This window comes from Pseudomonas sp. B28(2017) (genome assembly GCF_002113025.1).
Lineage (GTDB): Bacteria > Pseudomonadota > Gammaproteobacteria > Pseudomonadales > Pseudomonadaceae > Aquipseudomonas.
This window is the reverse complement of sequence record NZ_NEJH01000003.1, coordinates 429,503-453,489: the sequence shown is the minus strand read 5'-3', so window position 1 is coordinate 453,489 and position 23,987 is coordinate 429,503. Positions and strand designations below refer to the sequence as shown.

Sequence of the window (23,987 nt, the reverse complement as noted above, 5' to 3'; positions counted from 1 at the left end):
AAATCGATTTCTCATAGGACTAAAGCAGCAAAATCGGCGAAAAGGTAGAATTTAGTAGATAAATATCCACCTTCGGCCGCAAACCCATACAACCTGATCAAGCATAAAGGCCTGATAGGCGTGGCCGCCGCTAAAACGGATCAGTATCCTAGCACCCTCTCGCCCGCTGACGCTAAGAACAAGCGGGCAGCCCCAAAGGTTTGAAAACGAATGAATGCTCTTGCCCGCCGCGCCGCAGGCCTGCTGCTCAGCACAGTTTGCCTGCCCCTTTCGGCCCTGGCTGCCGACCCGCAACCCACCCACGAATTCACCCTCGACAATGGCCTGAAGGTAGTCGTGCGTGAAGACCACCGTGCGCCCGTGGTGGTTTCCCAGGTCTGGTACAAGGTCGGCTCCAGCTACGAGACACCGGGCAATACCGGCCTGTCCCACGCTCTGGAACACATGATGTTCAAGGGCAGCGAAAAAGTTGGACCCGGCGAAGCCTCGCTGATCCTGCGCGACCTCGGCGCCGAAGAGAATGCATTCACCAGCGACGACTTCACCGCGTACTACCAGGTGCTGGCCCGCGACCGCCTGGGCGTCGCCTTCGAGCTGGAGGCCGACCGCATGGCCAGTCTGCGCCTGCCTGCCGACGAGTTCGCCAAGGAAATCGAGGTCATCAAGGAAGAACGTCGCCTGCGTACCGATGACAAACCGATGTCCAAGGCCTACGAACGTTTCAAGGCCATGGCCTACCCGGCCAGCGGCTATCACACGCCGACCATCGGCTGGATGGCTGACCTTGAGCGAATGAAGGTCGAAGAACTGCGCCACTGGTACCAGACCTGGTACGTACCGAACAACGCCACATTGGTGGTGGTCGGCGACGTGACGCCTGACGAAGTCAAGGCGCTGGCCCAGCGCTATTTCGGCCCGATCGCCAAGCGTGATGTGCCCGCCGCGAAAAAACCGCTGGAACTGGCCGAACCCGGCGAGCGCCAGATCACCCTGCACGTGCAGACCCAACTGCCCAGCCTGATGCTGGCCTTCAACGTGCCGGGCATAGCCACCACCGATGACAAACGCCTGGTCAATGCCCTGCGCCTGATCTCGGCGCTGCTCGATGGCGGCTACAGCGGGCGCATTCCGACGCAGCTGGAGCGCGGAGAAGAACTGGTGTCCGGCGGCTCGTCGAGTTACGACGCCTATACCCGTGGCGACAGTCTCTTTACCCTGTCGGCATCACCAAACTCACAAAAACACAAAACCATCGCCCAAGCGGAAGCCGGTTTGTGGAAGCTGCTCGACCAGCTGAAAACCACGGCGCCTACCGCCGAAGAACTGGAACGGGTTCGCGCACAAGTCATTGCCGGCCTGGTTTACGAGCGCGACTCGATCACCAGCCAGGCCACCGCCATCGGCCAACTGGAAACCGTCGGCCTGTCATGGAAGCTGATGGACACCGAACTGGCCGACCTGGAAAGCGTGACACCGCAAGACATCCAGAAAGCCGCCAAGCTGTATTTCACCCGCGAACGTCTCAGCGTCGCCCATGTACTGCCTCTGGAGACGACTCATGAGTGAGCGTAAACCCTCCCGCCTGGCCCTGATCGGCCTGGTCGCCATTGCCGTTATCGGTTCCGCCGCGTTCTATTTGTCACGCCCTGGCCAAACCAATGCCAGCGAAGCCCTGGACAAGGCCCAGGCCAGCCAGAAACTGCAATCGCTCACCGAACTCAATGGCAAGGCACCGGACCACCGCAAGCTCGACGTCCAGACCTGGAGCACCGCTGAAGGCACCAAGGTGCTGTTTGTCGAAGCCCATGAGCTGCCAATGTTCGACATGCGCCTGATCTTCGCCGCCGGCAGCAGCCAGGACGGCAATGCACCGGGGGTGGCGGTGTTGACCAACGCCATGCTCAACGAAGGCGTGGCCGGAAAAGATGTCGGTGCCATTGCCCAGGGCTTCGAAGGCCTGGGTGCCGATTTCGGCAACGGCGCTTATAAGGACATGGCAATCGCTTCGCTGCGCAGCCTGAGTGCCAGGGACAAGCGCGAGCCGGCCCTGAAGCTGTTTGCCGAAGTCATCGGCAAGCCGACTTTCCCTGCCGATTCGCTGGCCCGCATCAAGAACCAGATGCTCGCCGGTTTCGAATACCAGAAACAGAACCCCGGCAAACTGGCCAGCCTGGAGCTGATGAACCGCTTGTACGGTGATCACCCATACGCACATGCCAGCGATGGCACGGCGAAAACCGTACCGACGATTACCGCGGCACAACTGCGTGCGTTCCACGATAAAGCCTACGCAGCAGGTAACGTGGTGATCGCGCTGGTCGGCGACCTGTCCCGCGCAGAAGCCGAGACGATTGCCGCACAGGTTTCCAGCGCCCTGCCAAAAGGCCCGGCCTTGCCGAAAATCGCACAGCCTGTCGAGCCCAAGGCTGGCGTCAACCATATCGAGTTCCCGTCCAAGCAGACCAACCTGATGCTCGCGCAACTGGGCATCGACCGCGACGACCCGGACTACGCAGCGTTGTCCATGGGTAACCAGATTCTCGGTGGCGGCGGCTTCGGCACCCGCTTGATGAGCGAAGTGCGCGAGAAGCGTGGCCTGACTTACGGCGTGTATTCAGGCTTCACGCCGATGCAGGCGCGTGGCCCGTTCATGATCAACCTGCAAACCCGCGCCGAGATGAGCGAAGGCACCCTCAAACTGGTGCAGGACGTACTGGCCGACTACCTTAAAACCGGCCCGACCGAAAAAGAGCTCGACGACGCCAAGCGCGAACTGGCCGGCAGCTTCCCGCTGTCCACCGCCAGCAACGCCGATATCGTCGGCCAACTGGGCGCCATTGGTTTCTACAACCTGCCGTTGAGCCACCTGGAAGACTTCATGCAACAGTCCCAGGCCTTGACCGTCGAGCAGGTCAAAGCCGCCATGAACAAACACTTGAGCACGGACAAAATGGTCATCGTCAGCGCTGGCCCGACCGTGCCGCAACAGCCGTTACCGGCCCCTACTGATAAACCTTCCGAGCAACCGCTCGGGGTTCCGGAGCACTAATAATGGGCCTGGCATCAATTATTTCCTGTGCCGCGCCGGGCTTCGTTGCAGTCCTTGGCAAGGGAACAACCATTACCAGCGGACTGCGCCTTGCCTGGCCCGCTTTCAGACAACAACGCGGCACAGGAAATAATTGATGCCAGGCCCTCATCCTAAAAAACCCGCCAAAAACGTCCACAATGGCGTAAACCAGCTGCGCATCATCGGCGGCGAATGGCGCAGCCGGAAGCTGAGCTTCCCCGACGCCCCGGGCCTGCGCCCGACGCCCGACCGCGTGCGTGAAACCCTGTTCAACTGGCTCGCACCGTACGTGCCGGGCGCCAAGGTGCTCGACCCGTTCACCGGTAGCGGCGCGCTGTTCCTCGAAGCCTTGTCCCGTGGTGCGGCCATGGGGCAGGCCCTGGACGCCAGCAGCCTTGCGGTATCGAGCCTGAAGGAACACTTGGGCACACTGCGTTGCACCAACGGCCAGGTCCAGACCGCGGATGCCCTGCGCTATCTGGAAACCCAGACCGCAACAGCCTACGACCTGGTGTTCCTCGACCCGCCGTTCAACCAGAATCTGTTGCCCGCCGTTTGCAAGTTGCTCGAAGAGCGCCAATGGCTGGCCGAAGATGCCTGGGTGTACACCGAAAGCGAGTCCGCGCCGTCAACCCTGGGTCTGCCACAGAACTGGCGCCTGCACCGGGAGCAGAAATCCGGGCGCGTCTACTACTCGTTGTGGCAACGTATGGCAGAGATCGCCGGTTAACCGACCGGCCTGAAAAAGGTGCGTTCCCACTACGCACCGCTGCATCGAGAATGATCGTGTCTCATCCGCCAGAACGCTTCACCCCCGCCTTCGGCCTCGGCAACCCGCACTTGCAAACCTTGTGGGGGCCGCTGTGGCGTAAAACCGTGCACATCGGCCGCGAACGCGAACGCCTGTGGCTTGAAGATGGCGACTTTCTCGATCTGGACTGGCACGGCCCGCACAGCGCCGACGCGCCTTTGGTGCTGGTGTTGCACGGGCTCACCGGTTCTTCGAATTCGCCTTACGTGGCCGGTATGCAAAAAGCCTTGGGCGACCGGGGCTGGGCCAGCGTCGCGCTGAACTGGCGCGGTTGCTCGGGCGAACCCAATCTGCTGCCGCGCAGCTACCATTCCGGCGCCAGTGAAGACCTGGCCGAAACCATCAGGCACTTGCGGGCCAAACGGCCTCTCGCACCGCTGTATGCGGTGGGTTACTCACTGGGCGGCAATGTCCTGCTCAAGCACTTGGGTGAAACCGGCAGCGACAGCGGCGTGACGGGGGCCGTGGCGGTGTCGGTACCGTTCCGCCTGGACCAGTGCGCCGACCGCATCGGCCAGGGCTTCTCCAGGGTTTACCAGGCGCATTTCATGCGCGAGATGGTCGCCTACATCAAGAACAAACAGCGACAGTTCCAGCACGACGGACGCGAGGAAGGCCTGGCAGCCCTGGCGGCCCTCGGATCACTGGAAAACATGCGCACATTCTGGGATTTCGATGGCCGGGTAACCGCGCCGCTGAACGGTTTCGCCGATGCCGAGGATTACTATCGCCGGGCCTCCAGCCGCTATTTCCTTGGTGAAATTCGTACACCGACCTTGATGATCCAGGCCGCCGACGACCCCTTCGTGTTTCCTCACAGCCTGCCGCACGTCGATGAGTTGTCCGCTTGCACGCAATTCGAACTGCAAGCCAAGGGTGGGCATGTCGGTTTTGTCGACGGCACGCTCAGGCAGCCGGGTTACTACCTGGAACGGCGCATCCCCGCGTGGCTGGCCGCCGTAGGGCGCGCTTGAATCATGGGCGCGGACCAAGGCGAGTCGATCCACTTCTGGCAAACCCCGCCACTGGCCGGGGTCGAGTTGTTGTCCGCCCGCTACATCGATCATCGCTTCGCCCCCCATGTGCATGACGGCTATGTAATCGGCATGATCATCGCCGGCGCCCAGCGTTATCGCTATCGCGGCGCCGAACACCTGGCGGGCAGCGGCACGCTGGTGCTGATCAACCCCGATGAATTGCACACCGGCCACAAAGGCACTGAGGATGGCTGGCTGTACCGGGCGTTTTATCCGGACAGCGAACAGATACTCTCGCTGTTGGCCGAGCTCGAACTGTCGACCCACAACCCGCCAGCCTTCGGCGCCACACTGTATCGCGACCAGGATCTGGTGAGCGGTTTCTGTCAATTGCACCGCTTGCTGGAAAGCCCCTCCACCGCACTGCAACAGCAAACCGCCTGGCGCGAACTGATGCTGTCACTGTTACAGCGCCATGCGGCAGTCCCCGATGCCGCCAAACCCGGCAAGGAACATCGGGCCGTGAGCCTGGCCAAGGACTTGCTGCACGCGCAACTGGCAGCACCGCCTTCACTGGAGACACTGGCGGCGGCGGTCAACCTTTCGCCCTTCCATTTCGCCCGGGTGTTCCGCCGGGCCACCGGCATGCCGCCACACACCTGGCTGATGCAGCAGCGCATCGCCCGGGCGCGAGGGTTATTGCAAAGTGGTTGTTTGCCGCTGGAAGTCGCGACGCAACTGGGATTTGCCGACCAGAGCCATCTGAGCCGGCAGTTCAAGCAGGTATATGGGGTTGGGCCGGGGGCGTATCGCAGTGCGCGGCAGTTGCCCGGATCTCGATGACGACAAAAATCCCTGTGGGAGCGAGCCTGCTCGCTCCCACAGGGTTATGTGGTGTTTATTCGCCGGTGGCGACGCCCCGCGCAGGCTCGTTGATCCATTCGCTCCACGACCCTGCATACAACGAAGCCAATGGATAACCGGCCAGACACAACGCAAACAGGTTGTGGCACGCCGTCACGCCGGAACCGCAGTACGCCACCAGATCATTCGGAGAACGACCACCCAGTTTGGTGGCGAAGCGCTGCTTGAGCTGAGCGGCCGGCAGGAAATGCCCGTCACTGCCCAGGTTGTCGGTAAATGCCGCACACTGGGCACCAGGAATGTGCCCGGCTACCGGATCGATCGGTTCCACTTCGCCCTTGAAACGCGGCAGTGCACGGGCATCGAGCAGGGTCAGTTCCGGTCTGGCGAGACGCTTTTGCAGCTGCTCGGCACTGATCAGCAATGCCATGTCAGGACTGCCGGTGAAGGAGCCACGGGCGATCGCCGGCGCATCCAGACTCAGTGGCAAACCGGCCGCATGCCAGGCCTTGAGACCGCCATCGAGGATGAATACACCGTCGCGCTTGCCCAACCATGCCAGCAACCACCAGGCCCGCGCCGCATAGGCACCCGGACCGTCGTCATACAGAACCACTTCGCTATCGGCATTGATGCCCCAGGCTTGCAGGCGCTCGATCAACTGCGCTGGCTCGGGCAGCGGATGACGCCCGGTCACGCCCTTGACCACAGCGCCACTCAAATCACGCTCAAGGTCGGCATGGCTCGAACCGGTGATGTGCCCTTCGGCATAGCTGCGCTGGCCGTAATCCGGGTCTTCGAGAGCAAAACGACAATCCAGAATCACCAGCCCCGGCTGGTCCTTTTTCAGGTCCAGTGCTTGCGGGCTGATCAATTGCGCAATGGGCATAGCGGGCTCCTGTGATTTTTATCGGATTTCAATCCTACGACACTTCCTCAAGCGCCTGGGCCAAGGGTACGTAGAACTCTTCGAACAAAGCGTTGACCGTATCGCGGGACTGATCCGTGACAAACCCGGCTTCCAGCACCAGCACCTGATATACCCCGCGCTTGATGGCCTGCTCGCTCAAGTGGCTGGAGTTCTCCCGCGTGGTGCAAAGAAAACGTACCCAGGACGTGAGGATGATCCAGGCATTGAGCGTCAGGGATTCGATCTGCACCTTGTCCATCTTCAGGATGCCGGCGGCGACGAAACCTTCGTAGATCGCCGCCCCTTGTATCAGGCAGCGCTGGGAGAAGCGCCGATAACGGTCGGCCAGGTCCGGATCGCTGTCGAGCAAATGCTCGAGATCGCGATGCAGAAACCGGTAGCGCCACATCGCTGCCAGCAGTTCCTTGAGGTAGAAGCGCTTGTCTTCCACGGTGGCGGCACGGCCCTGGGGCGGACGCAGGAAGCTGTCCACCAGGCTTTCATACTCGCTGAACAGCACGGCGATGATCGCCTGCTTGTTCGGGAAGTGGTAGTACAGGTTGCCCGGGGAAATGTCCATGTGGGCAGCAATGTGGTTGGTGCTGATGCTGCGCTCGCCCTGTTGATTGAACAGCTCCAGGCTGTTCTGCACGATACGCTCGCTGGTTTTGATCCGTGGGGCCATGGCTTGAGCTTTAATTCAGAGTGCGTTGACGGGCATCTTAGAGCTATCCGCGAGCGGATAAAACAAAGCTGCTCCAGGATGTCATTTGACTTTTTAGAGCATAGACTCTAAAAAATGCTCTATTACAATAAATCCGGAGCCGACCATGACTGCTGAAATTTCCTACCTGCAGAATCTACAGCAGCCACTGGACGAGCTTCAGGCCCTGTATGTCGCCCAGCGTGCCGCGTACGCCGCCAACCCGATGCCACCCGCTGCGCAGCGTCAGCAATGGCTCAAGGCACTAAAGGATTTATTGAGCAATGAACGCCAGGCCCTGATCGATGCGATCAGCCAGGACTTCAGCCATCGCAGCGCCGATGAAACCCTGCTCGCCGAACTGATGCCCAGCCTGCACGGCATTCATTACGCCAGCCGCCACCTCAAGGGCTGGATGCGTGCGTCACGGCGCAAGGTCGGTGCTGCCTTCCAGCCGGCTTCGGCGAAAGTGGTTTATCAGCCGTTGGGCGTGGTCGGAGTCATCGTGCCGTGGAACTATCCCTTGTACCTGGCCATCGGCCCGTTGGTCGGCGCGCTGTCGGCGGGCAACCGGGTGATGCTCAAGCTCAGTGAGTCAACGCCCGCGACCGGCTTGCTGATGAAGCAACTGCTGGCGCGAGTCTTCCCCGAAGACCTGGTTTGCGTGGTCCTGGGCGAGGCTGATATGGGCGTGGCGTTTTCACGCCTGCCGTTCGATCACCTGTTGTTCACCGGCGCTACCAGCATCGGCAAGCACGTGATGCGCGCCGCGGCGGAAAACCTGACCCCGGTGACCCTGGAACTCGGCGGCAAATCCCCGGCCATCGTTTCCCGGGATGTGCCGCTCAAGGACGCCGCCGAACGCATCGCCTTCGGCAAGACCCTGAACGCCGGCCAGACCTGTGTGGCCCCGGACTATGTGCTGGTGCCGGAGGATCGCGTTGGAGGTTTCGTCGAAGCCTATCGCTGCGCCGTCCGCGGGTTTTATCCGACGCTGGCCGACAACCCGGACTACACCGCGATCATCAATGAACGACAACTGGCACGCCTCAACGGTTACGTCAGCGACGCCACCAGCAAGGGTGCGCTGCTAATGCCGCTGTTCGACCAAGGCCAGGGTCGCCGCATGAGCCATAGCCTGCTGCTCAATGTCACTGACGACATGACGGTGATGCAGGACGAAATCTTCGGGCCGCTGCTGCCGATCGTGCCATACAAGGATCTGGACCAGGCATTTGCCTACATCAACCAGCGCCCTCGCCCACTGGCGCTGTATTACTTCGGCTACGACAAACGCGAACAACAGCGCGTGCTGCACGAAACCCATTCCGGTGGCGTGTGCCTGAACGACACGCTGCTGCACGTCGCCCAGGACGACATGCCGTTCGGCGGCATCGGCGCCTCGGGCATGGGCCATTACCACGGTCATGAAGGCTTCCTGACGTTCAGCAAGGCCAAGGGCGTGTTGATCAAACAGCGTTTCAACGCGGCGAAGCTGATCTACCCGCCGTACGGCAAATCCATCCAGAAGCTGATCCAGAAGCTGTTCATCCGCTAACGATCGTCACCGTCGGGTAATAACAACAATGAACCCAAGCCTGTCCGATTCACCCGCGCTGTCACGGCGCGGGCTGCTTAAATTCAGCCTCGGCGCCACAGCTTTCCTCGCCACCGCCGGGCTCGGTGCCAGCCTCAGCGGCTGTTCGTCGAGCGTCCCGGCCAGTGGCTTCACCACGTTACGCAACGGCGACCTGCTGTTTTTGCGGGCGTTGATTCCGGTCATGCTCGAGGGTGCCGTGACCTCCGAACGGATGCCTGAGGCTGTCGAAGGCACACTGAAAAGCCTGGATTACAGCCTCGCCCACCTGTCGCCGGAAATGCTCAAGCTGACGCGGCAACTGTTCGATGTGCTGGGCATGGCCGTGACCCGCGGACCGTTGACCGGAATCTGGGGCAGCTGGGAAAACGCCAGCGCCGACGATATCCGGCGTTTTCTCGATCGCTGGGAAAACAGCTCGTTGAGCCTGTTGCGCATGGGCCACAGCTCCTTGCTGCAACTGGTGATGATGGCCTGGTATGGGCGCAAGGAGTCGTGGGCGCATTGCGGGTATCCCGGGCCGCCGACCGTTTAAGACCGCATCGCCCCATTCGCGAGCAGGCTCACTCCCTCAAAGAGCTGCGCGCTCCCCTGTGGGAGCGAGCCTGCTCGCGAAGGCAATCTCATTAACACCACAGCATCCAAACCATAACAACAAGAGAACCCTAAGATGCCCGTACCCGATCCGTTCCGCGAAGGCATGGCCCGAGGCTGGAAAACCTACAATGGCTCGCAACTGACCCAGGACCTGACACTCGAAGCGGATGTGGCGATCGTCGGCAGTGGTGCCGGCGGCGGCACCACGGCTGAAATCCTCAGCGCGGCCGGCTACAAGGTGTTGTTGATCGAGGAAGGTCCGCTCAAGACCAGCAGCGACTTCAAGCTGCTCGAAGACCAGGCCTACAGTAGCCTCTATCAGGAAGGCATCGGCCGCATGAGCAAGGACGGGGCGATCACCATCCTCCAGGGCCGGGCGGTGGGCGGCACCACATTGATCAACTGGACCTCCAGTTTCCGCACCCCGGAGCCGACCCTGGAACACTGGGCCAAAGAACACAACGTCAAGGGCCACAGCCCGGCGGAAATGGCGCCATGGTTCGAAAAAATGGAGCAACGCCTGGGCGTCGCGCCATGGATGGTGCCACCCAACGCCAATAATGATGTGATCCGCAAGGGCTGCCAGGCGCTGGGCTACAGCTGGCACGTCATCCCGCGCAACGTTCGCGGCTGCTGGAACCTCGGATACTGCGGCATGGGCTGCCCGACCAACGCCAAGCAATCGATGATGGTCACCACCATTCCAGCCACCCTGGAAAAGGGCGGCGAACTGCTTTACCTGGCCCGCGCCGAAAAACTCATGATCAGCGGCGACCGGGTCACCGGTCTGCAGTGTTCGGCGATGGATGAACGCTGCGTCGAACCGACCGGGCGCACCATCACGGTCAAGGCGCGGCATTTCGTGCTGGCCGGTGGCGGCATCAACAGCCCGGCCTTGCTGATGCGCTCCGGGGCACCCGACCCGCACAAGCGCCTTGGAAAACGTACGTTCCTGCACCCGGTGAACATGTCTGCCGCGTTGTTCGACGAAGTGGTCAACCCGTTCTACGGCGCGCCGCAGTCGATCTATTCCGACCATTTCCAATGGCAGGACGGCACCACCGGCAAGATGTCCTTCAAACTGGAAGTCCCGCCCTTGCACCCGGCACTGGCCACGACACTGCTCGGTGGTTTCGGCCAGGAAAACTCACAGCATATGGCCAACCTGCCCCATACCCACGCCATGCTGGCGTTGCTGCGGGACGGGTTTCACCCGGACAGCCCCGGTGGCAGCGTCGAATTGCGCAGCGACGACACGCCGGTGCTGGATTATCAGCTCTCGCCTTACGCCTGGGACGGATTGCGCCGGGCGTTCCTTACCATGGCCGAGATCCAGTTTGCCGGTGGCGCCAAGGCCGTCATGCCGATGCACGCCGATGCCCGTTACGTGAAGACCCTCGCCGAAGCCCGCACGCTGATCGACGGCCTGAGCCTGGAGTTGTATCGCACACGCCTGGGCAGTGCCCATGTGATGGGCGGTTGCGCCATGGGTGAAAGCCCGGAAAGCGCGGTGACCGACAGCCTCGGCCGGCATCATCAACTGGGCAATCTGTCGATCCACGACGGCTCTCTGTTCCCCACCAGCATTGGCGCCAACCCGCAGCTGTCGATCTACGGACTGACGGCGCAACTGTCGACATCCCTGGCCGAACGTTTGAAAAATCCATGAAAATGACGATTATTCCCATCGTCTATAGTGCTTTCTTACCCAACAGGCGACTTGGCCGACCGGGAAGGCTGCGATACCATCCGACTCCCCAACGGATTCCCGCCAGGACGACGCGATGAACCGAGTGTTGTACCCAGGTACCTTCGACCCTATTACCAAGGGCCATGGCGATCTGGTCGAACGCGCCTCGCGCCTGTTCGATCACGTGATCATCGCCGTTGCCGCGAGCCCGAAGAAAAACCCGCTGTTTCCTCTGGAACAACGGGTAGAACTGGCGCGCGAGGTCACTAAACATCTGCCGAACGTTGAAGTCGTCGGCTTCTCGACGCTGCTGGCGCACTTCGCCAAAGAGCAGAATGCCAACGTGTTCCTGCGTGGTTTGCGCGCGGTGTCGGACTTCGAATACGAATTCCAGCTGGCTAACATGAACCGCCAGTTGGCGCCGGATGTGGAAAGCCTGTTCCTGACCCCGTCCGAACGTTACTCGTTCATCTCCTCGACGCTGGTCCGTGAAATTGCTGCCCTGGGCGGCGATATCACCAAGTTCGTGCACCCTGTGGTCGCGGACGCCCTGACCGAACGCTTCAAGAAATAATCCCCGCAAACTGTAGGAGCGAGTCGGCTCCGGGCGGCGTTCCGACGATGGACGTCAACGATAACGCGGGAAACCTGACACCCCGCCGCGTTTTCGGTTTCATCGCCAGCAGGCTGGCTCCTACAGTACGTCGCACCTGCGTGCAACGCAGGCGCCAATACGGCACAATTATGCGCATTGGTTTATTACGCCCGGGCCTGCCGCCCCGGCTGGAGTTAGCATGTCCCTGATCATCACCGACGATTGCATCAACTGCGACGTCTGCGAACCCGAGTGCCCGAACGCCGCCATTTCCCAAGGTGAAGAGATCTACGTGATCGACCCGAACCTGTGCACCCAGTGTGTCGGCCATTACGACGAACCGCAGTGCCAGCAGGTCTGCCCGGTGGATTGCATTCCACTGGACGAAGCCCATCCGGAGACTCAAGAGCAGTTGATGGAGAAGTACCGCAAGATTACCGGTAAGGCTTAAGTCTTCCAGCGCCTGTTCCGACGCCATCGCGGGCAAGCCCGTTCCCACAAGGACCGCATAAATCCTGTAGGAGCGGGCTTGCCCGCGATGGCGTCATCAGCCTCAGCGAAGCGCTAACTGACAATCAGCTCTGGCAACGCGGGCAAAAAACGCTGGCGCGCTGCCCGAGCTTCACTTCCCGCAGGCCCGTGCCACAGACTTTGCAGTGCTCGCCGCCGCGACCGTACACGAACAGTTCCTGCTGGAAATAACCAGGCTGACCGTCACCCCCGATAAAGTCCCGCAGGGTGGTACCGCCGCGCTCGATGGCGGCCGCCAGGATGCGCTTGATCTCGATTGCCAGTTTCAAGTACCGGGCACGGGAAATGCTCCTGGCTTCGCGGCGCGGGTCGATTCCAGCGGCGAACAACGCTTCGGTCGCATAGATATTGCCGACCCCAACCACCACCGCGTTATCCATGATGAACGGCTTGACCGCCATCGAACGTCCACGGGACAGCTGGAACAGGCGCTCGCCGTCAAACAGGTCGGTCAGGGGTTCCGGCCCCAGGCGGATCAGCAATTCATGATTGAGCGGATCGAGGCTCCAGAGCATTGCACCGAAGCGCCTCGGGTCGGTGTAACGCAGGGCCAGGCCCGACTCCAGCTCGATGTCCACATGCTCATGCTTGGCCGCCGGCAACCCGGCCTCCACCAGACGCAAATTGCCTGACATGCCCAAATGGCTGATCAAGGTGCCGACTTCGGCATTGATCAGCAGGTATTTGGCGCGCCGCTCCACCAGTACGATGCGCTGCCCGGACAACCGCACATCGAGGTCTTCGGGGATTGGCCAGCGCAAGCGATGATCACGCACGATCACCCGGCTGACACGCTGGCCTTCCAGGTACGGCGCGATGCCGCGACGGGTAGTTTCGACTTCTGGCAATTCAGGCATGGTGCTCTCTGATCAGGCCCAGGGCCTGGAAAGTTCCGACACTCAGCGATGAGTGCCGAGGTCGCGGATCGTCTGCTTGAGGGTCTCGAAGTCGTAGTCCGAGAGGCCGACATAATCGAGCACCAGCGGCGCGATGCTGTTCCACTCGTGATCTTCGGTCTGATTGCCCAGCACCCGGTGCGACGCGCAAATGTGCTCGGCCATCTTCAGGGTCGCCAGCAGGTTCTTCAACGAACTGTTGCGCGAAGACTCATCGCTGAAGATCGCCAAGGCATTGTGGTGATTGGCGATCGCAGCACTCACGTGCTCCGGCAGACGCCAGGACTTGGCGGTGAAATACCCGACCACCGAATGATTGGTATTGAACACCTGATTCTCCGTGTCCACCACCCGGCATTCGGCACTGGCGTTGGCATAGGCCTGCTCCAGAACGTCCATGTACTCGGGAAAACGCTGGAGCATCAAGGGTACGCCGCAATCGTGGAACAAACCGAGCGCGTAAGCTTCATCGCCGTTTTCAACGCCGATGCGCTTGGCCAGGGTCAGGCAGGTCATTGCCACGTCCTGGGCTGTGTCCCAGAAACGGTTGAGGGTGACAATGGTGTCGTCATTCATCTCGCCCTTGATCGACTGCGCGTTGATCAGGTTGATGACCGAGCGGCTGCCCAGCAGATTCACCGCGCGCTGGATCGAAGCGATCTTGTTGCTCAGGCCGTAATACGGCGAATTGACGATTTTCAGCAAGGAACCGGAAAGGCCCGGGTCCTGAGAGATCAGTTTGGCGATGACTTCCAGATCCGGGTCGGGCATGTACTGTTCCATTTGCAAATCCACCATGATTTGCGGCTGGGCCGGTACGCTGATGCCCTGCAGGGCTTGTTGGATCTGTTCGGAAGTCAGCTCTTGGGACATAAGTACACACTCTGGGTCAGGCGCAGATTCTAGCTTCTAACAGTTGGATCCGAAACCTTGTACGGCCCATCGCTTGAAGTTTCATCCTGGCGGGCCCCGTTCACCGCATGTCCATCCACCATGCCGTGGCCTTGCGCAACACGCTATACTCCCGCTCTTTTTTCCGGAGCGACGTCATGTCCCTGCCTAGCCTGCGCCTCAAAGCCAACGCCGACCGCCGTCTGCGCAACGGCCACTTGTGGGTCTACAGCAACGAAATCGATGTAGCCGCTACGCCTTTGCACGGTTTCAAGGCCGGCGACCAGGCGATCCTCGAAGCCGCCGGCGGCAAGCCGCTGGGCATCGTTGCCATGAGCCCGAACAACCTGATCTGCGCCCGCGTACTGTCGCGCGACATCAAGCTACCGCTGGACAAATCGCTGCTGGTGCACCGCCTGAACGTGGCCCTGTCCCTGCGCAATCGTCTGTTCGACAAGCCGTTCTATCGCCTGGTCTACGGCGACTCCGACCTGCTGCCAGGCCTGGTGGTTGACCGTTTCGGCGACATCCTGGTGGTGCAGATCGCTTCAGCGACCATGGAAGCCCATAAAGACGACGTGATCGCGGCGCTGACCCAAGTGCTCAAGCCAAGCGGCATTCTGTTCAAGAACGACTCCGCTGCCCGTGATGCCGAAGGCCTCAACCGCTACGTCGAAACCGTGTTCGGCCTGGTTCCGGAGTGGGTTGCCCTCGAAGAGAACGGCGTGAAATTCGAAGCCCCGGTCATTCAGGGTCAGAAAACCGGTTGGTTCTACGACCACCGCATGAACCGCGCACGTCTGGCACCTTATGCCAAGGGCAAACGCGTACTGGACCTCTACAGCTACATCGGTGGCTGGGGCGTGCAGGCTGCTGCGTTCGGCGCCAGTGAAGTGTTCTGCGTCGACGCCTCGGCCTTCGCCCTCGACGGCGTCGAGCGCAACGCCGCGCTGAACGGCTTCGCCGAAAAAATGACCTGCATCGAAGGCGACGTGTTCGAAGCCCTCAAAGAACTGAAGGCCAGCGAAGAACGCTTCGACGTGATCGTGGCCGACCCGCCGGCGTTCATCAAACGCAAGAAAGACATGAAGAACGGCGAAGGCGCCTACCGCCGCCTGAACGAGCAAGCCATGCGCCTGCTGACCAAGGACGGTATCCTGGTCAGCGCATCCTGCTCGATGCACCTGCCGGAAGACGACCTGCAGAACATCCTGCTGACCAGCGCCCGCCACCTGGATCGCAATATCCAGATGCTCGAACGCGGCGGTCAGGGCCCGGATCATCCGGTGCATCCGGCGATTGCCGAGACGCGTTACATCAAGAGCATTACTTGCCGGTTGCTCCCCAACAGCTAACCCCGCTTTCCTGTAGGAGCGAGCATGCTCGCTCCTACAGGGTTGCGTCTTTCCACACGTCTCGTGAATACCTACAGGCATTCCCTCCAGCCGCCAGCCGTGTAGAATCGCGAACATTCATCGCCAGTCATCCCCGGCGGGTTTATGAGCTCAAGCTGAAGCGCGCGGCGATCCCGCAAAGTCATCGGCAACTTCCGGACACACGGCCATTTCTGAGTGTTCCAGACGTCAATAGAAGCTCACTTCCCTTTTGATACCTGATTAGCCGCCCGGAGTGCTTCATGCCTGATTACCGCTCGAAAACATCCACCCATGGCCGCAACATGGCCGGCGCCCGCGCACTGTGGCGCGCCACGGGGATGAAAGATGACGACTTCAAGAAGCCGATCATCGCCATTGCCAACTCGTTCACCCAGTTCGTACCGGGCCACGTGCACCTCAAAGACCTGGGCCAACTGGTCGCCCGCGAGATCGAACGCGCTGGCGGCGTGGCCAAGGAATTCAACACCATCGCCGTGGACGACGGCATCGCCATGGGCCACGACGGCATGCTCTATTCGCTGCCGAGTCGCGAGATCATCGCCGACTCCGTCGAGTACATGGTCAACGCCCACTGCGCCGACGCCATCGTCTGCATCTCCAACTGCGACAAGATCACCCCTGGCATGCTGATGGCCGCCCTGCGCCTGAACATCCCGGTGATCTTCGTCTCCGGCGGCCCGATGGAAGCCGGCAAGACCAAACTCGCCGCCCACGGCCTCGACCTGGTCGACGCCATGGTGATCGCCGCCGACTCCAGCGCTTCTGACGAGAAGGTTGCCGAGTACGAGCGCAGCGCCTGCCCGACGTGCGGTTCGTGCTCCGGCATGTTCACCGCCAACTCGATGAACTGCCTGACCGAAGCGCTGGGCCTGGCCTTGCCGGGCAACGGCTCGACCCTGGCCACCCACAGCGACCGCGAGCAGCTCTTCCTGCAGGCCGGCCGCACCATCGTCGAGCTGTGCAAGCGTTACTACGGCGAGAACGACGAGTCGGTGTTGCCGCGCAACATCGCCAACTTCCAGGCGTTCGAAAACGCCATGATGCTCGACATCGCCATGGGCGGTTCGACCAACACCATCCTGCACTTGCTGGCCGCCGCCCAGGAAGCCGAGATCGATTTCGACCTGCGCGACATCGACCGTCTCTCCCGTAGCGTGCCGCAACTGTGCAAAGTCGCGCCGAACATCCAGAAGTACCACATGGAAGACGTGCACCGCGCTGGCGGCATCTTCAGCATCCTCGGTTCGCTGGCCCGTGGTGGTTTGCTGCACACCCAACTGCCGACCGTACACAGCCGCAGCATGGAAGAAGCCATCGCCAAGTGGGACATCACCCAGACCACCGACGAAGCCGTGCACCACTTCTTCAAGGCCGGTCCTGCGGGCATTCCGACGCAAACCGCGTTCAGCCAGTCGACCCGTTGGGAAACCCTGGACGACGACCGTGAAAACGGTTGCATCCGTAGTGTCGAGCACGCGTACTCGAAAGAAGGCGGCCTGGCCGTGCTGTACGGCAACATCGCCCTGGACGGCTGCGTGGTGAAAACCGCTGGCGTCGACGAGTCGATCCACGTGTTCGAAGGCAACGCGAAGATCTTCGAAAGTCAGGACAGCGCCGTACGCGGCATCCTCGCCGACGAAGTGAAGGAAGGCGACATCGTCATCATTCGCTACGAAGGCCCGAAAGGCGGCCCGGGCATGCAGGAAATGCTGTACCCGACGTCGTACCTGAAATCCAAAGGCCTGGGCAAAGCCTGCGCCCTGTTGACCGATGGCCGTTTCTCCGGCGGTACCTCCGGCCTGTCCATCGGCCACGCCTCGCCTGAAGCCGCTGCCGGCGGCGCGATCGGCCTGGTGCAGGACGGCGACAAAGTCCTGATCGACATTCCGAACCGTTCGATCAACCTGTTGGTCAGCGACGAAGAACTGGCGGCACGCCGGGTCGAGCAGGACAAGAAAGGCTGGAGACCGGTGGAAGTGCGTCCACGCAAAGTGACCACCGCCCTGAAAGCCTATGCCCTGCTGGCGACCAGCGCCGACAAGGGTGCGGTGCGTAACAAGGCCATGCTCGACGGGCTGTAAGGCTTAACCGTTGAACAAAAAATGCCCCGCCAAGTGCGGGGCATTTTTGTTTCTACCGGTCACCTTTCACCTGTAGGAGCGAGCCTGCTCGCGATGGACAACAGAGCGCCGCGGGGTATCAGGCAGCCAGCGTCATCATTAACGACCATCGTCGGAACGCCGCCCGGAGCATGCTCGCTCCTACAGGGGATCATGGATCTGATTACTGAATTTCTTCAGGCTTCACGATCACCCAGTTCTTGTCGGCAGTCACGGTGAGCCCTTCCTTGGCCTGGGCCGCAGCGTGCTTGGCCATCATGCCGTTGATCTGGGTCATGTATTTGTCTTTGCGATTGACCCACAGGTGGATGCCGCCCTTGGCCACATCGACATCGTGGAACAGCATGTAGCCGTCACTGCTCGGGGTGTCGCCGCCGACCAGCACCGGTTTTTTCCACTCGTCGATGTAGGTCAGGATCGCCGCGTGCTTGCCGGCCATCCAGGTCGCCGGGGTCCACAGGTACGGGGTCACTTCAAGGCCGAGGTTAGCCTTCTCGTCATATTTGCCGGCGGTGATCTGCTTGCGCGCGGTGGTCAGTTCGCCCGTCTTCGGGTCCTTGAGCAGCAACGACACGCCGATCACATTCTGCGGCTTGACGTTGTAGCCGTACTTCGGATCGGCCGCGACCATGCGCACCAGTTCTTCGGAGGCGGCGGTCATCACATAGACCTCGATGCCGTTCTCCATCAGTTTGTTGTACAGCTCTTGCTGGCCAGTGAAGATTTTCGGTGGGTTGACGTCGAGCTTCTTGACCACATCACCTTCGTAATAAGTGGCCGGCACCGGTTTGCCGGACGCCATCATCTCGTCGACGTAGCCCTTGAGTTCCTTGAGCGTAAAGCCAGAGAACACCTGGGCGACCCATGGATAGCAAACCATGTCGTCGACTTCGCAGAGGCGGTAGTAGTAGCTGAACAGGCTTTCCTTGTGATCGGCGGTGTCCTTGAACGGCATCAGCTTCAGGGAGGGATCGAGCTTGTCGCGGGTGATCAGGCCCTTGTTTTCCATGAAGGGCAGCAACGACTCTTCCAGGTCATAGCGGTAACTGGTGTTGTCCATGTCGAACACCGCGTAGTTACCCTTGTTGGCGTTGGCCGCGATCATCGCGTCCAGCGCCTTGGCCTGATCGGCTGGCCAGTGTTTCAGATCCGTTGCGAAAGCCTGGCCGGCAAGGCCCAGGCAAAGTGCGGCAGCCAGCAATTTAGGTGCGAACTTCATCGATGTTTCTCCCTGAGTGAAAGACACCGACGCTAACAAATAAGTGTGACAGTCCTCGTCTGTCAGCGACCGTCCGCTTCCCTTTCGCGTCAGTTGCATTTCTGACAGCGACATCCGCTTATTCCAAAAACGACGGATACCATACGTTTTTGATATTAATTCATTAGTTTTCAAGCTGTTAGGCTTTCCGGTTCGCAGCTGCCCCGGATGGTAGCTGGCACAAGTCTCATGGGAGTCCCAATGAATCTGCCGCTGATTCTCAATCTGCTGGTGTTCCTCGCTTTGCTCTTCGGCCTGGCGCAAACCCGCCACACCACATGGAGCCTGGCGAAAAAAGTCCTGCTCGCGCTGGTGCTGGGCGTGGCGTTCGGTGTGGCGTTGCACACGGTCTACGGTGCCGGCAACCCGGTGCTGAAAGCTTCGACCGGCTGGTTCGATCTGGTGGGCAACGGTTATGTGCAATTGCTGCAAATGATCGTAATCCCGCTGGTGTTCGCCTCGATCCTCAGCGCCGTGGCCCGCCTGCACAACGCTTCGTCGCTGGGCAAGATCAGCCTCCTGACCATCGGCACGCTGCTGTTCACCACGGCCATTGCGGCGCTGATCGGCATCGGCCTGACCAACCTGTTCGGCCTGACCGCCGAAGGCCTGGTGGCCGGCACCCAGGAAATGGCGCGCCTGCAAACCATCCAGACCGATTACGCCGGCAAGGTCGCCGACCTGAATGTGCCACAACTGTTGCTGTCGTTCATTCCGCAAAACCCGTTCGCCGATCTGGCGCGGGCCAAGCCGACGTCGATCATCAGCGTGGTGATTTTCGCTGCATTCCTGGGTGTCGCAGCGCTGCAACTGCTCAAGGATGATGCCGAAAAAGGTCAGAAAGTGATCAACGCCATCGACACCCTGCAAGCCTGGGTGATGCGTCTGGTGCGCCTGGTGATGAAGCTGACCCCATACGGCGTGCTGGCGCTGATGACCAAGGTGGTCGCCGGCTCCAACCTGCAAGACATCATCAAACTCGGCAGCTTCGTGGTGGTGTCCTACATCGGCCTGGGCCTGATGTTCGTGGTGCATGGCGTGCTGGTGTCGGTTGCCGGGATCAATCCGCTGCGCTTTTTCCGCAAGGTCTGGCCAGTGCTGACCTTTGCCTTCACCAGCCGCTCCAGCGCAGCGACGATTCCTTTGAGCATCGAAGCACAAACCAGTCGTCTGGGCATCCCGCAGTCCATCGCCAGCTTCGCCGCTTCGTTCGGTGCGACCATCGGCCAGAACGGCTGTGCCGGTCTGTACCCGGCGATGTTGGCGGTGATGGTGGCGCCGACCGTGGGCATCAACCCGCTGGACCCATTGTGGATCGCGACGCTGGTGGCGATCGTCACGCTGAGCTCGGCCGGCGTGGCCGGAGTGGGTGGCGGTGCGACGTTTGCCGCGTTGATCGTGCTGCCGGCGATGGGCTTGCCGGTGTCACTGGTGGCGTTGCTGATTTCGGTCGAGCCGTTGATTGATATGGGGCGTACGGCGTTGAACGTCAGTGGGTCGATGACGGCGGGGGCGATTACCAGCCAGGTGATGCAGCAGACCGATAAGGCGCTGCTGGATGCGGATGAGCATTCGGCGTTGGCTCACGCTTAAATTCTTCAGCGCCTGATCTGGCCTCATCGCGAGCAAGCCCGCCCCCACAGCAATCACCTCAATCCTGTGAGAGCGGGCTTGCTCCTGGCGGCGATCCGACGATGCTTTTAAGCCTTTTCCCAAACTTCGAAGTTGTACGCTGGCTTGTCATCCACTGCTGGATTTTCGATGTTGGAAACCAGTTTCCACTGGTTCAAATCAAACTCCGGAAACCACGCATCCCCTTCCGGGCTCAGCGCCACGCGAGTCAGGTACAACCGATCGGCCTGCGCCAGGCCTTGCGCATACAGCTGCGCACCGCCAATCAGCATCAGCTCGTCGACGCCCTGTTCCTTCGCCCATGCCTCCGCGCGAACGACGGCGGCTTCCAGCGACGGATAAACCTCAGCGCCTTCCAGCACCAGATCCGCCTGACGACTGACGACGATGTTCAAGCGGCCCGGCAACGGGCGACCGAGGGAGTCCCAGGTCTTGCGACCCATGATGATCGGCTTGCCGAGGGTGGTCGCCTTGAAGTATTTGAAATCCCCCGGCAGGTGCCAGGGCATGCTGTTGTCGACGCCGATCACACGGTTTTCACCGAGGGCTGCGATCAGGCTGAGAGGGAGTGATTTAGTCATGCCGGCGAGGATACCAGAGCCTCGCTTTCGCCGATAAGCGCCACAGCGGTTATGCTCTGGGCTCAATGAAGCGACGGGATGCCGCGTGACTGAACTCAATACCCTCTGGCTGACAGAAACCATTCGACTGCGCGAAGAACACGCCGGCCCCCTGGAAGACCTTGAAGCCAACCGGATGGCCCGTAGCGCCGGCGGCGATTTGCCGTCGCGCATTCAACGCCGGGCTCTGTGGCTGGCTGAACGCGATGGCCTGACCGCGGCCCTCAATCACTGGCTGCAAGGCGCACGACTGGCACTGATCGTAATGGCGGCGCTGGCCGTGATCAGCGGCGCCGGCCTGGCCTTTACGGCAATGGGCGACGGCCTGCACCCGGTGAATGTGTTCTGGGCCATGGGCAGCCTGCTCGGGCTCAATCTGATCCTGCTGCTGAGCTGGGCCCTGGGGCTGGTGTTTGCCGGCGAACACGGCGCCAGTCTCGGGCGACTGTGGCTATGGCTGAGTGAAAAACTCGCTCGTGACGCCAAAGCCGCACAACTGGCACCGGCCCTGCTCCTGTTGCTGCAACGCCAGAAACTCAATCGCTGGGCCATCGGCGTGCTGGTCAACAGCCTGTGGTTGCTGGCGATGCTCAGCGCCTTGGTCATTCTACTGACGCTGATGGCGACCCGACGCTACGGCTTCGTCTGGGAAACCACAATCCTCAGCGCCGACACCTTTATCGCCGTCACTCAGGCGCTTGGCGCGCTGCCGGCCCTGCTCGGCTTCAGCGTGCCGACCGAGGAGATGATCCGCGCCAGCGGCGATGCCGCACTGAACATCGAAAGTGCCCGCCAGGCCTGGGCCGCCTGGCTGGTGGGGGTACAGCTGGTCTACGGCGTTTTGCCGCGCCTGCTGCTCGCGCTGTTTTGCCTGTGGCGCTGGAAGACGAGGCAAACGGCGCTGCGCCTGGATTTGAACCTGCCCGGTTACGCGCAACTGCGCGAACGCCTGATGCCCACCAGCGAGCGCCTCGGCGTCAGCGATGCGGCACCGGCCCAACTGCATCGCGTGGAAAGCGGTGTCTCCAAGCAGCAAAGCGACGGTGCGCTGTTGGTCGCCATTGAACTGGATGACCAACGCCCGTGGCCACCGCAATTGCCGAAAAACGTGAGCAACGCCGGCATCCTCGACAGTCGCGAATCGCGGCACAAACTCCTCGAACAACTGAGTCGCTTTCCTCCGGCACGCCTGGCCATCGCATGCGATCCACAGCGCTCACCGGATCGGGGCAGCCTGGCCTTGATTGCCGAACTGGCCCGCAGCGCCAGCGCCACCCGCGTGTGGTTGTTGCAGGCACCGCCCGGTGAAGCGCTGGACGCCGAGCGTCTCGGCGACTGGCACGTGGCGCTGCAACAACTTGAGCTGCCTTTTGCCGACTGCGCACCGATGAACTGGCTGGAGACGGGTCATGACTGACACCCGCCAGCAGCCTCTGAAACTCGCCGTGGTCGGCCACACCAATGTCGGCAAGACCTCGTTGCTGCGCACCCTGACCCGCGACGTCGGCTTCGGTGAAGTGTCCCATCGCCCCAGCACCACGCGGCATGTCGAGGGCGCACGGTTGTCGGTGGACGGCGAGCCACTGCTCGATCTCTATGACACCCCTGGCCTGGAAGACGCCATCGCCCTGCTCGATTACCTCGAACGCCTGGAACGGCCCGGCGAACGCCTCGACGGCCCGGCTCGCCTGGCGCGTTTCCTTGAGGGTAGCGAAGCCCGGCAACGGTTCGAACAGGAAGCCAAAGTGCTGCGCCAGTTGCTGGCGTCGGACGCCGGGCTCTACGTGATCGATGCCCGGGAACCGGTGCTGGCCAAGTACCGCGACGAGCTGGAAGTGCTGGCCGGTTGCGGCAAGCCCTTGCTACCGGTGCTGAATTTCGTCAGCAGCGCCAACCACCGCGAACCGGCCTGGCGTGAAGCGCTGGCGCGGCTGGGTCTGCATGCCCTGGTGCGCTTCGACAGTGTTGCGCCGCCTGAGGATGGCGAACGTCGACTCTATGAAAGCCTCGCCCTGCTGCTGGAAACGGCCCGGCCGCAACTCGAACGCCTGATCGCCGATCAGCAAGCCCAGCGTCTGGCTCGCCAACAAAGCGCCGAGCGACTGATTGCCGAATTGCTGATCGATTGCGCGGCTTGCCGGCGCAGCGTGGTCAGTGACGCCGAGCAGGAACAGCAGGCGATCAGCGAACTGCGCAAAGCCGTACGCCAGCGTGAGCAGCGTTGCGTCGAGGCCCTGCTCAAGCTTTACGCCTTCCGTCCGCAGGATGCCGCGGCCGGTGATTTGCCGCTGCTCCACGGTCGTTGGGGCGATGACCTGTTCAACCCGGAAACCCTCAAGCAACTGGGGGTGCGCGTGGGTGGTGGTATCGCCGCGGGTGCTGCTGCGGGGGCCGGGGTCGACCTGCTGGTGGGCGGGATTACCCTGGGCGCGGCGGCTCTGGCGGGGGCCATCGCCGGCGGAGCCCTGCAAACCGCACGCAGTTATGGCAGCCGCTTGCTCGGCAAGATCAAGGGCCAGCGCGAACTGACGGTGGATGACAACGTGCTGCGCCTGTTGGCGCTGCGCCAGCGGCAATTGCTGCAAGCGCTGAACGCCCGTGGACATGCGGCGATGGACAGCATTCAGGTGGCCACGCCCCAGGACAAGAGCTGGCGCGAAGGCAAACTGCCCGAGGCCCTGAACAAGGCACGGGCACATCCGCTGTGGTCGTCGTTGAATCCGCATCCGAAGTTGAATCAGGCGGAGCGACAGGAGCAGGTTGAGGCGTTGGCGCAGCAGCTTTAGCCCTTGCAACAGTGGTGAGGCCACCGGCCTCTTCGCGAGCAG

The 23,987-nt window shown here is 61.5% G+C and carries 21 protein-coding genes; 15 read left to right on the top strand and 6 right to left on the bottom strand.

Annotated elements, in window-relative coordinates:
* Window positions 1-210: 210 nt before the first annotated feature.
* The 5 genes from CAF65_RS11365 (at window position 211) to CAF65_RS11345 (ending at window position 5,701) form a co-directional block, all read left to right on the top strand.
* Window positions 211-1,566 carry a pitrilysin family protein gene (locus tag CAF65_RS11365; protein ID WP_085716360.1) on the top strand — a complete coding sequence of 452 codons (1,356 nt, stop codon included), beginning with the start codon at window positions 211-213 and terminating at the stop codon, window positions 1,564-1,566.
* Entirely contained in the window at window positions 1,559-3,049 is a 1,491-nt protein-coding gene (locus CAF65_RS11360; RefSeq protein WP_085716359.1) for a pitrilysin family protein, read from the top strand. Before CAF65_RS11365 ends, CAF65_RS11360 begins: the two co-directional genes overlap by 8 nt.
* A 136-nt stretch (window positions 3,050-3,185) precedes the next feature.
* The gene (rsmD, locus tag CAF65_RS11355; protein WP_085716358.1) at window positions 3,186-3,800 is read left to right on the top strand and encodes a 16S rRNA (guanine(966)-N(2))-methyltransferase RsmD; all 615 of its coding nucleotides are present in this window, start codon (window positions 3,186-3,188) and stop codon (window positions 3,798-3,800) included.
* A gap of 56 nt (window positions 3,801-3,856) precedes the next feature.
* A complete protein-coding gene (locus CAF65_RS11350) occupies window positions 3,857-4,855 on the top strand; it encodes a hydrolase (protein WP_085716555.1) in 999 nt (332 codons plus the stop codon).
* A 3-nt stretch (window positions 4,856-4,858) separates the two neighbouring features.
* Entirely contained in the window at window positions 4,859-5,701 is an 843-nt protein-coding gene (locus CAF65_RS11345) for an AraC family transcriptional regulator (RefSeq protein ID WP_085716357.1), read from the top strand.
* Between the two features lie 55 nt (window positions 5,702-5,756).
* Here the strand turns inward: CAF65_RS11345 and CAF65_RS11340 are convergent, their stop codons facing one another.
* Both CAF65_RS11340 and CAF65_RS11335 read right to left on the bottom strand, forming a co-directional pair.
* On the bottom strand, window positions 5,757-6,611 hold the full coding sequence (locus CAF65_RS11340; RefSeq protein ID WP_085716356.1) for a sulfurtransferase: 855 nt from the start codon (window positions 6,609-6,611) through the stop codon (window positions 5,757-5,759).
* Window positions 6,612-6,645: 34 nt separating this feature from the next.
* A complete protein-coding gene (locus CAF65_RS11335; RefSeq protein WP_085716355.1) occupies window positions 6,646-7,317 on the bottom strand; it encodes a TetR/AcrR family transcriptional regulator in 672 nt (223 codons plus the stop codon).
* Between the two features lie 145 nt (window positions 7,318-7,462).
* On the opposite strand from CAF65_RS11335, the gene CAF65_RS11330 reads away from it, so the two are divergent.
* The 5 genes from CAF65_RS11330 (at window position 7,463) to CAF65_RS11305 (ending at window position 12,265) form a co-directional block, all read left to right on the top strand.
* Window positions 7,463-8,893: a coniferyl aldehyde dehydrogenase gene (locus tag CAF65_RS11330; protein ID WP_085716354.1), complete on the top strand. Its 1,431-nt coding sequence runs from the start codon at window positions 7,463-7,465 to the stop codon at window positions 8,891-8,893.
* Window positions 8,894-8,921: 28 nt separating this feature from the next.
* Window positions 8,922-9,467 (top strand): twin-arginine translocation pathway signal protein, encoded by a 546-nt coding sequence (locus tag CAF65_RS11325; protein ID WP_085716353.1) that lies wholly within the window; start codon window positions 8,922-8,924, stop codon window positions 9,465-9,467.
* A gap of 135 nt (window positions 9,468-9,602) precedes the next feature.
* The gene (locus tag CAF65_RS11320; RefSeq protein WP_085716352.1) at window positions 9,603-11,198 is read left to right on the top strand and encodes a GMC family oxidoreductase; all 1,596 of its coding nucleotides are present in this window, start codon (window positions 9,603-9,605) and stop codon (window positions 11,196-11,198) included.
* Window positions 11,199-11,313: 115 nt separating this feature from the next.
* On the top strand, window positions 11,314-11,793 hold the full coding sequence (coaD, locus tag CAF65_RS11315; protein WP_007939322.1) for a pantetheine-phosphate adenylyltransferase: 480 nt from the start codon (window positions 11,314-11,316) through the stop codon (window positions 11,791-11,793).
* Window positions 11,794-12,013: 220 nt separating this feature from the next.
* Window positions 12,014-12,265, top strand: coding sequence for a YfhL family 4Fe-4S dicluster ferredoxin (locus tag CAF65_RS11305; protein WP_003176712.1), 252 nt, complete (start codon window positions 12,014-12,016; stop codon window positions 12,263-12,265).
* 124 nt (window positions 12,266-12,389) lie between these two features.
* Here the strand turns inward: CAF65_RS11305 and mutM are convergent, their stop codons facing one another.
* Window positions 12,390-13,202, bottom strand: a complete 813-nt coding sequence (mutM, locus tag CAF65_RS11300; protein WP_085716350.1) for a bifunctional DNA-formamidopyrimidine glycosylase/DNA-(apurinic or apyrimidinic site) lyase — start codon at window positions 13,200-13,202, stop codon at window positions 12,390-12,392.
* Window positions 13,203-13,244: 42 nt separating this feature from the next.
* Entirely contained in the window at window positions 13,245-14,114 is an 870-nt protein-coding gene (locus CAF65_RS11295; protein ID WP_085716349.1) for an HDOD domain-containing protein, read from the bottom strand.
* Between the two features lie 176 nt (window positions 14,115-14,290).
* Between CAF65_RS11295 and CAF65_RS11290 the strand changes: the two genes are divergently transcribed.
* The gene (locus CAF65_RS11290) at window positions 14,291-15,487 is read left to right on the top strand and encodes a class I SAM-dependent rRNA methyltransferase (protein WP_085716348.1); all 1,197 of its coding nucleotides are present in this window, start codon (window positions 14,291-14,293) and stop codon (window positions 15,485-15,487) included.
* A gap of 281 nt (window positions 15,488-15,768) precedes the next feature.
* Window positions 15,769-17,610, top strand: a complete 1,842-nt coding sequence (ilvD, locus tag CAF65_RS11285) for a dihydroxy-acid dehydratase (RefSeq protein ID WP_085716347.1) — start codon at window positions 15,769-15,771, stop codon at window positions 17,608-17,610.
* 202 nt (window positions 17,611-17,812) lie between these two features.
* Here ilvD and CAF65_RS11280 read toward each other — a convergent pair whose 3' ends face one another.
* Window positions 17,813-18,868, bottom strand: coding sequence for a phosphorylcholine phosphatase (locus CAF65_RS11280; RefSeq protein WP_085716346.1), 1,056 nt, complete (start codon window positions 18,866-18,868; stop codon window positions 17,813-17,815).
* A 240-nt stretch (window positions 18,869-19,108) separates the two neighbouring features.
* Here CAF65_RS11280 and CAF65_RS11275 point away from each other — a divergent pair, with 240 nt between their 5' ends.
* Complete coding sequence (locus tag CAF65_RS11275) at window positions 19,109-20,500, top strand: L-cystine transporter (RefSeq protein ID WP_085716345.1); 1,392 nt, start codon at window positions 19,109-19,111, stop codon at window positions 20,498-20,500.
* Window positions 20,501-20,607: 107 nt separating this feature from the next.
* Here CAF65_RS11275 and CAF65_RS11270 read toward each other — a convergent pair whose 3' ends face one another.
* Entirely contained in the window at window positions 20,608-21,120 is a 513-nt protein-coding gene (locus CAF65_RS11270; RefSeq protein WP_085716344.1) for a dihydrofolate reductase, read from the bottom strand.
* An 85-nt stretch (window positions 21,121-21,205) separates the two neighbouring features.
* Here CAF65_RS11270 and CAF65_RS11265 point away from each other — a divergent pair, with 85 nt between their 5' ends.
* Together CAF65_RS11265 and CAF65_RS11260 are read left to right on the top strand one after the other, a co-directional pair.
* Window positions 21,206-22,576 carry a DUF2868 domain-containing protein gene (locus CAF65_RS11265; protein WP_085716343.1) on the top strand — a complete coding sequence of 457 codons (1,371 nt, stop codon included), beginning with the start codon at window positions 21,206-21,208 and terminating at the stop codon, window positions 22,574-22,576.
* A complete protein-coding gene (locus CAF65_RS11260; RefSeq protein ID WP_085716342.1) occupies window positions 22,569-23,945 on the top strand; it encodes a GTPase/DUF3482 domain-containing protein in 1,377 nt (458 codons plus the stop codon). The genes CAF65_RS11265 and CAF65_RS11260 overlap by 8 nt, the downstream gene beginning before the upstream one ends.
* Window positions 23,946-23,987 lie beyond the last annotated feature (42 nt).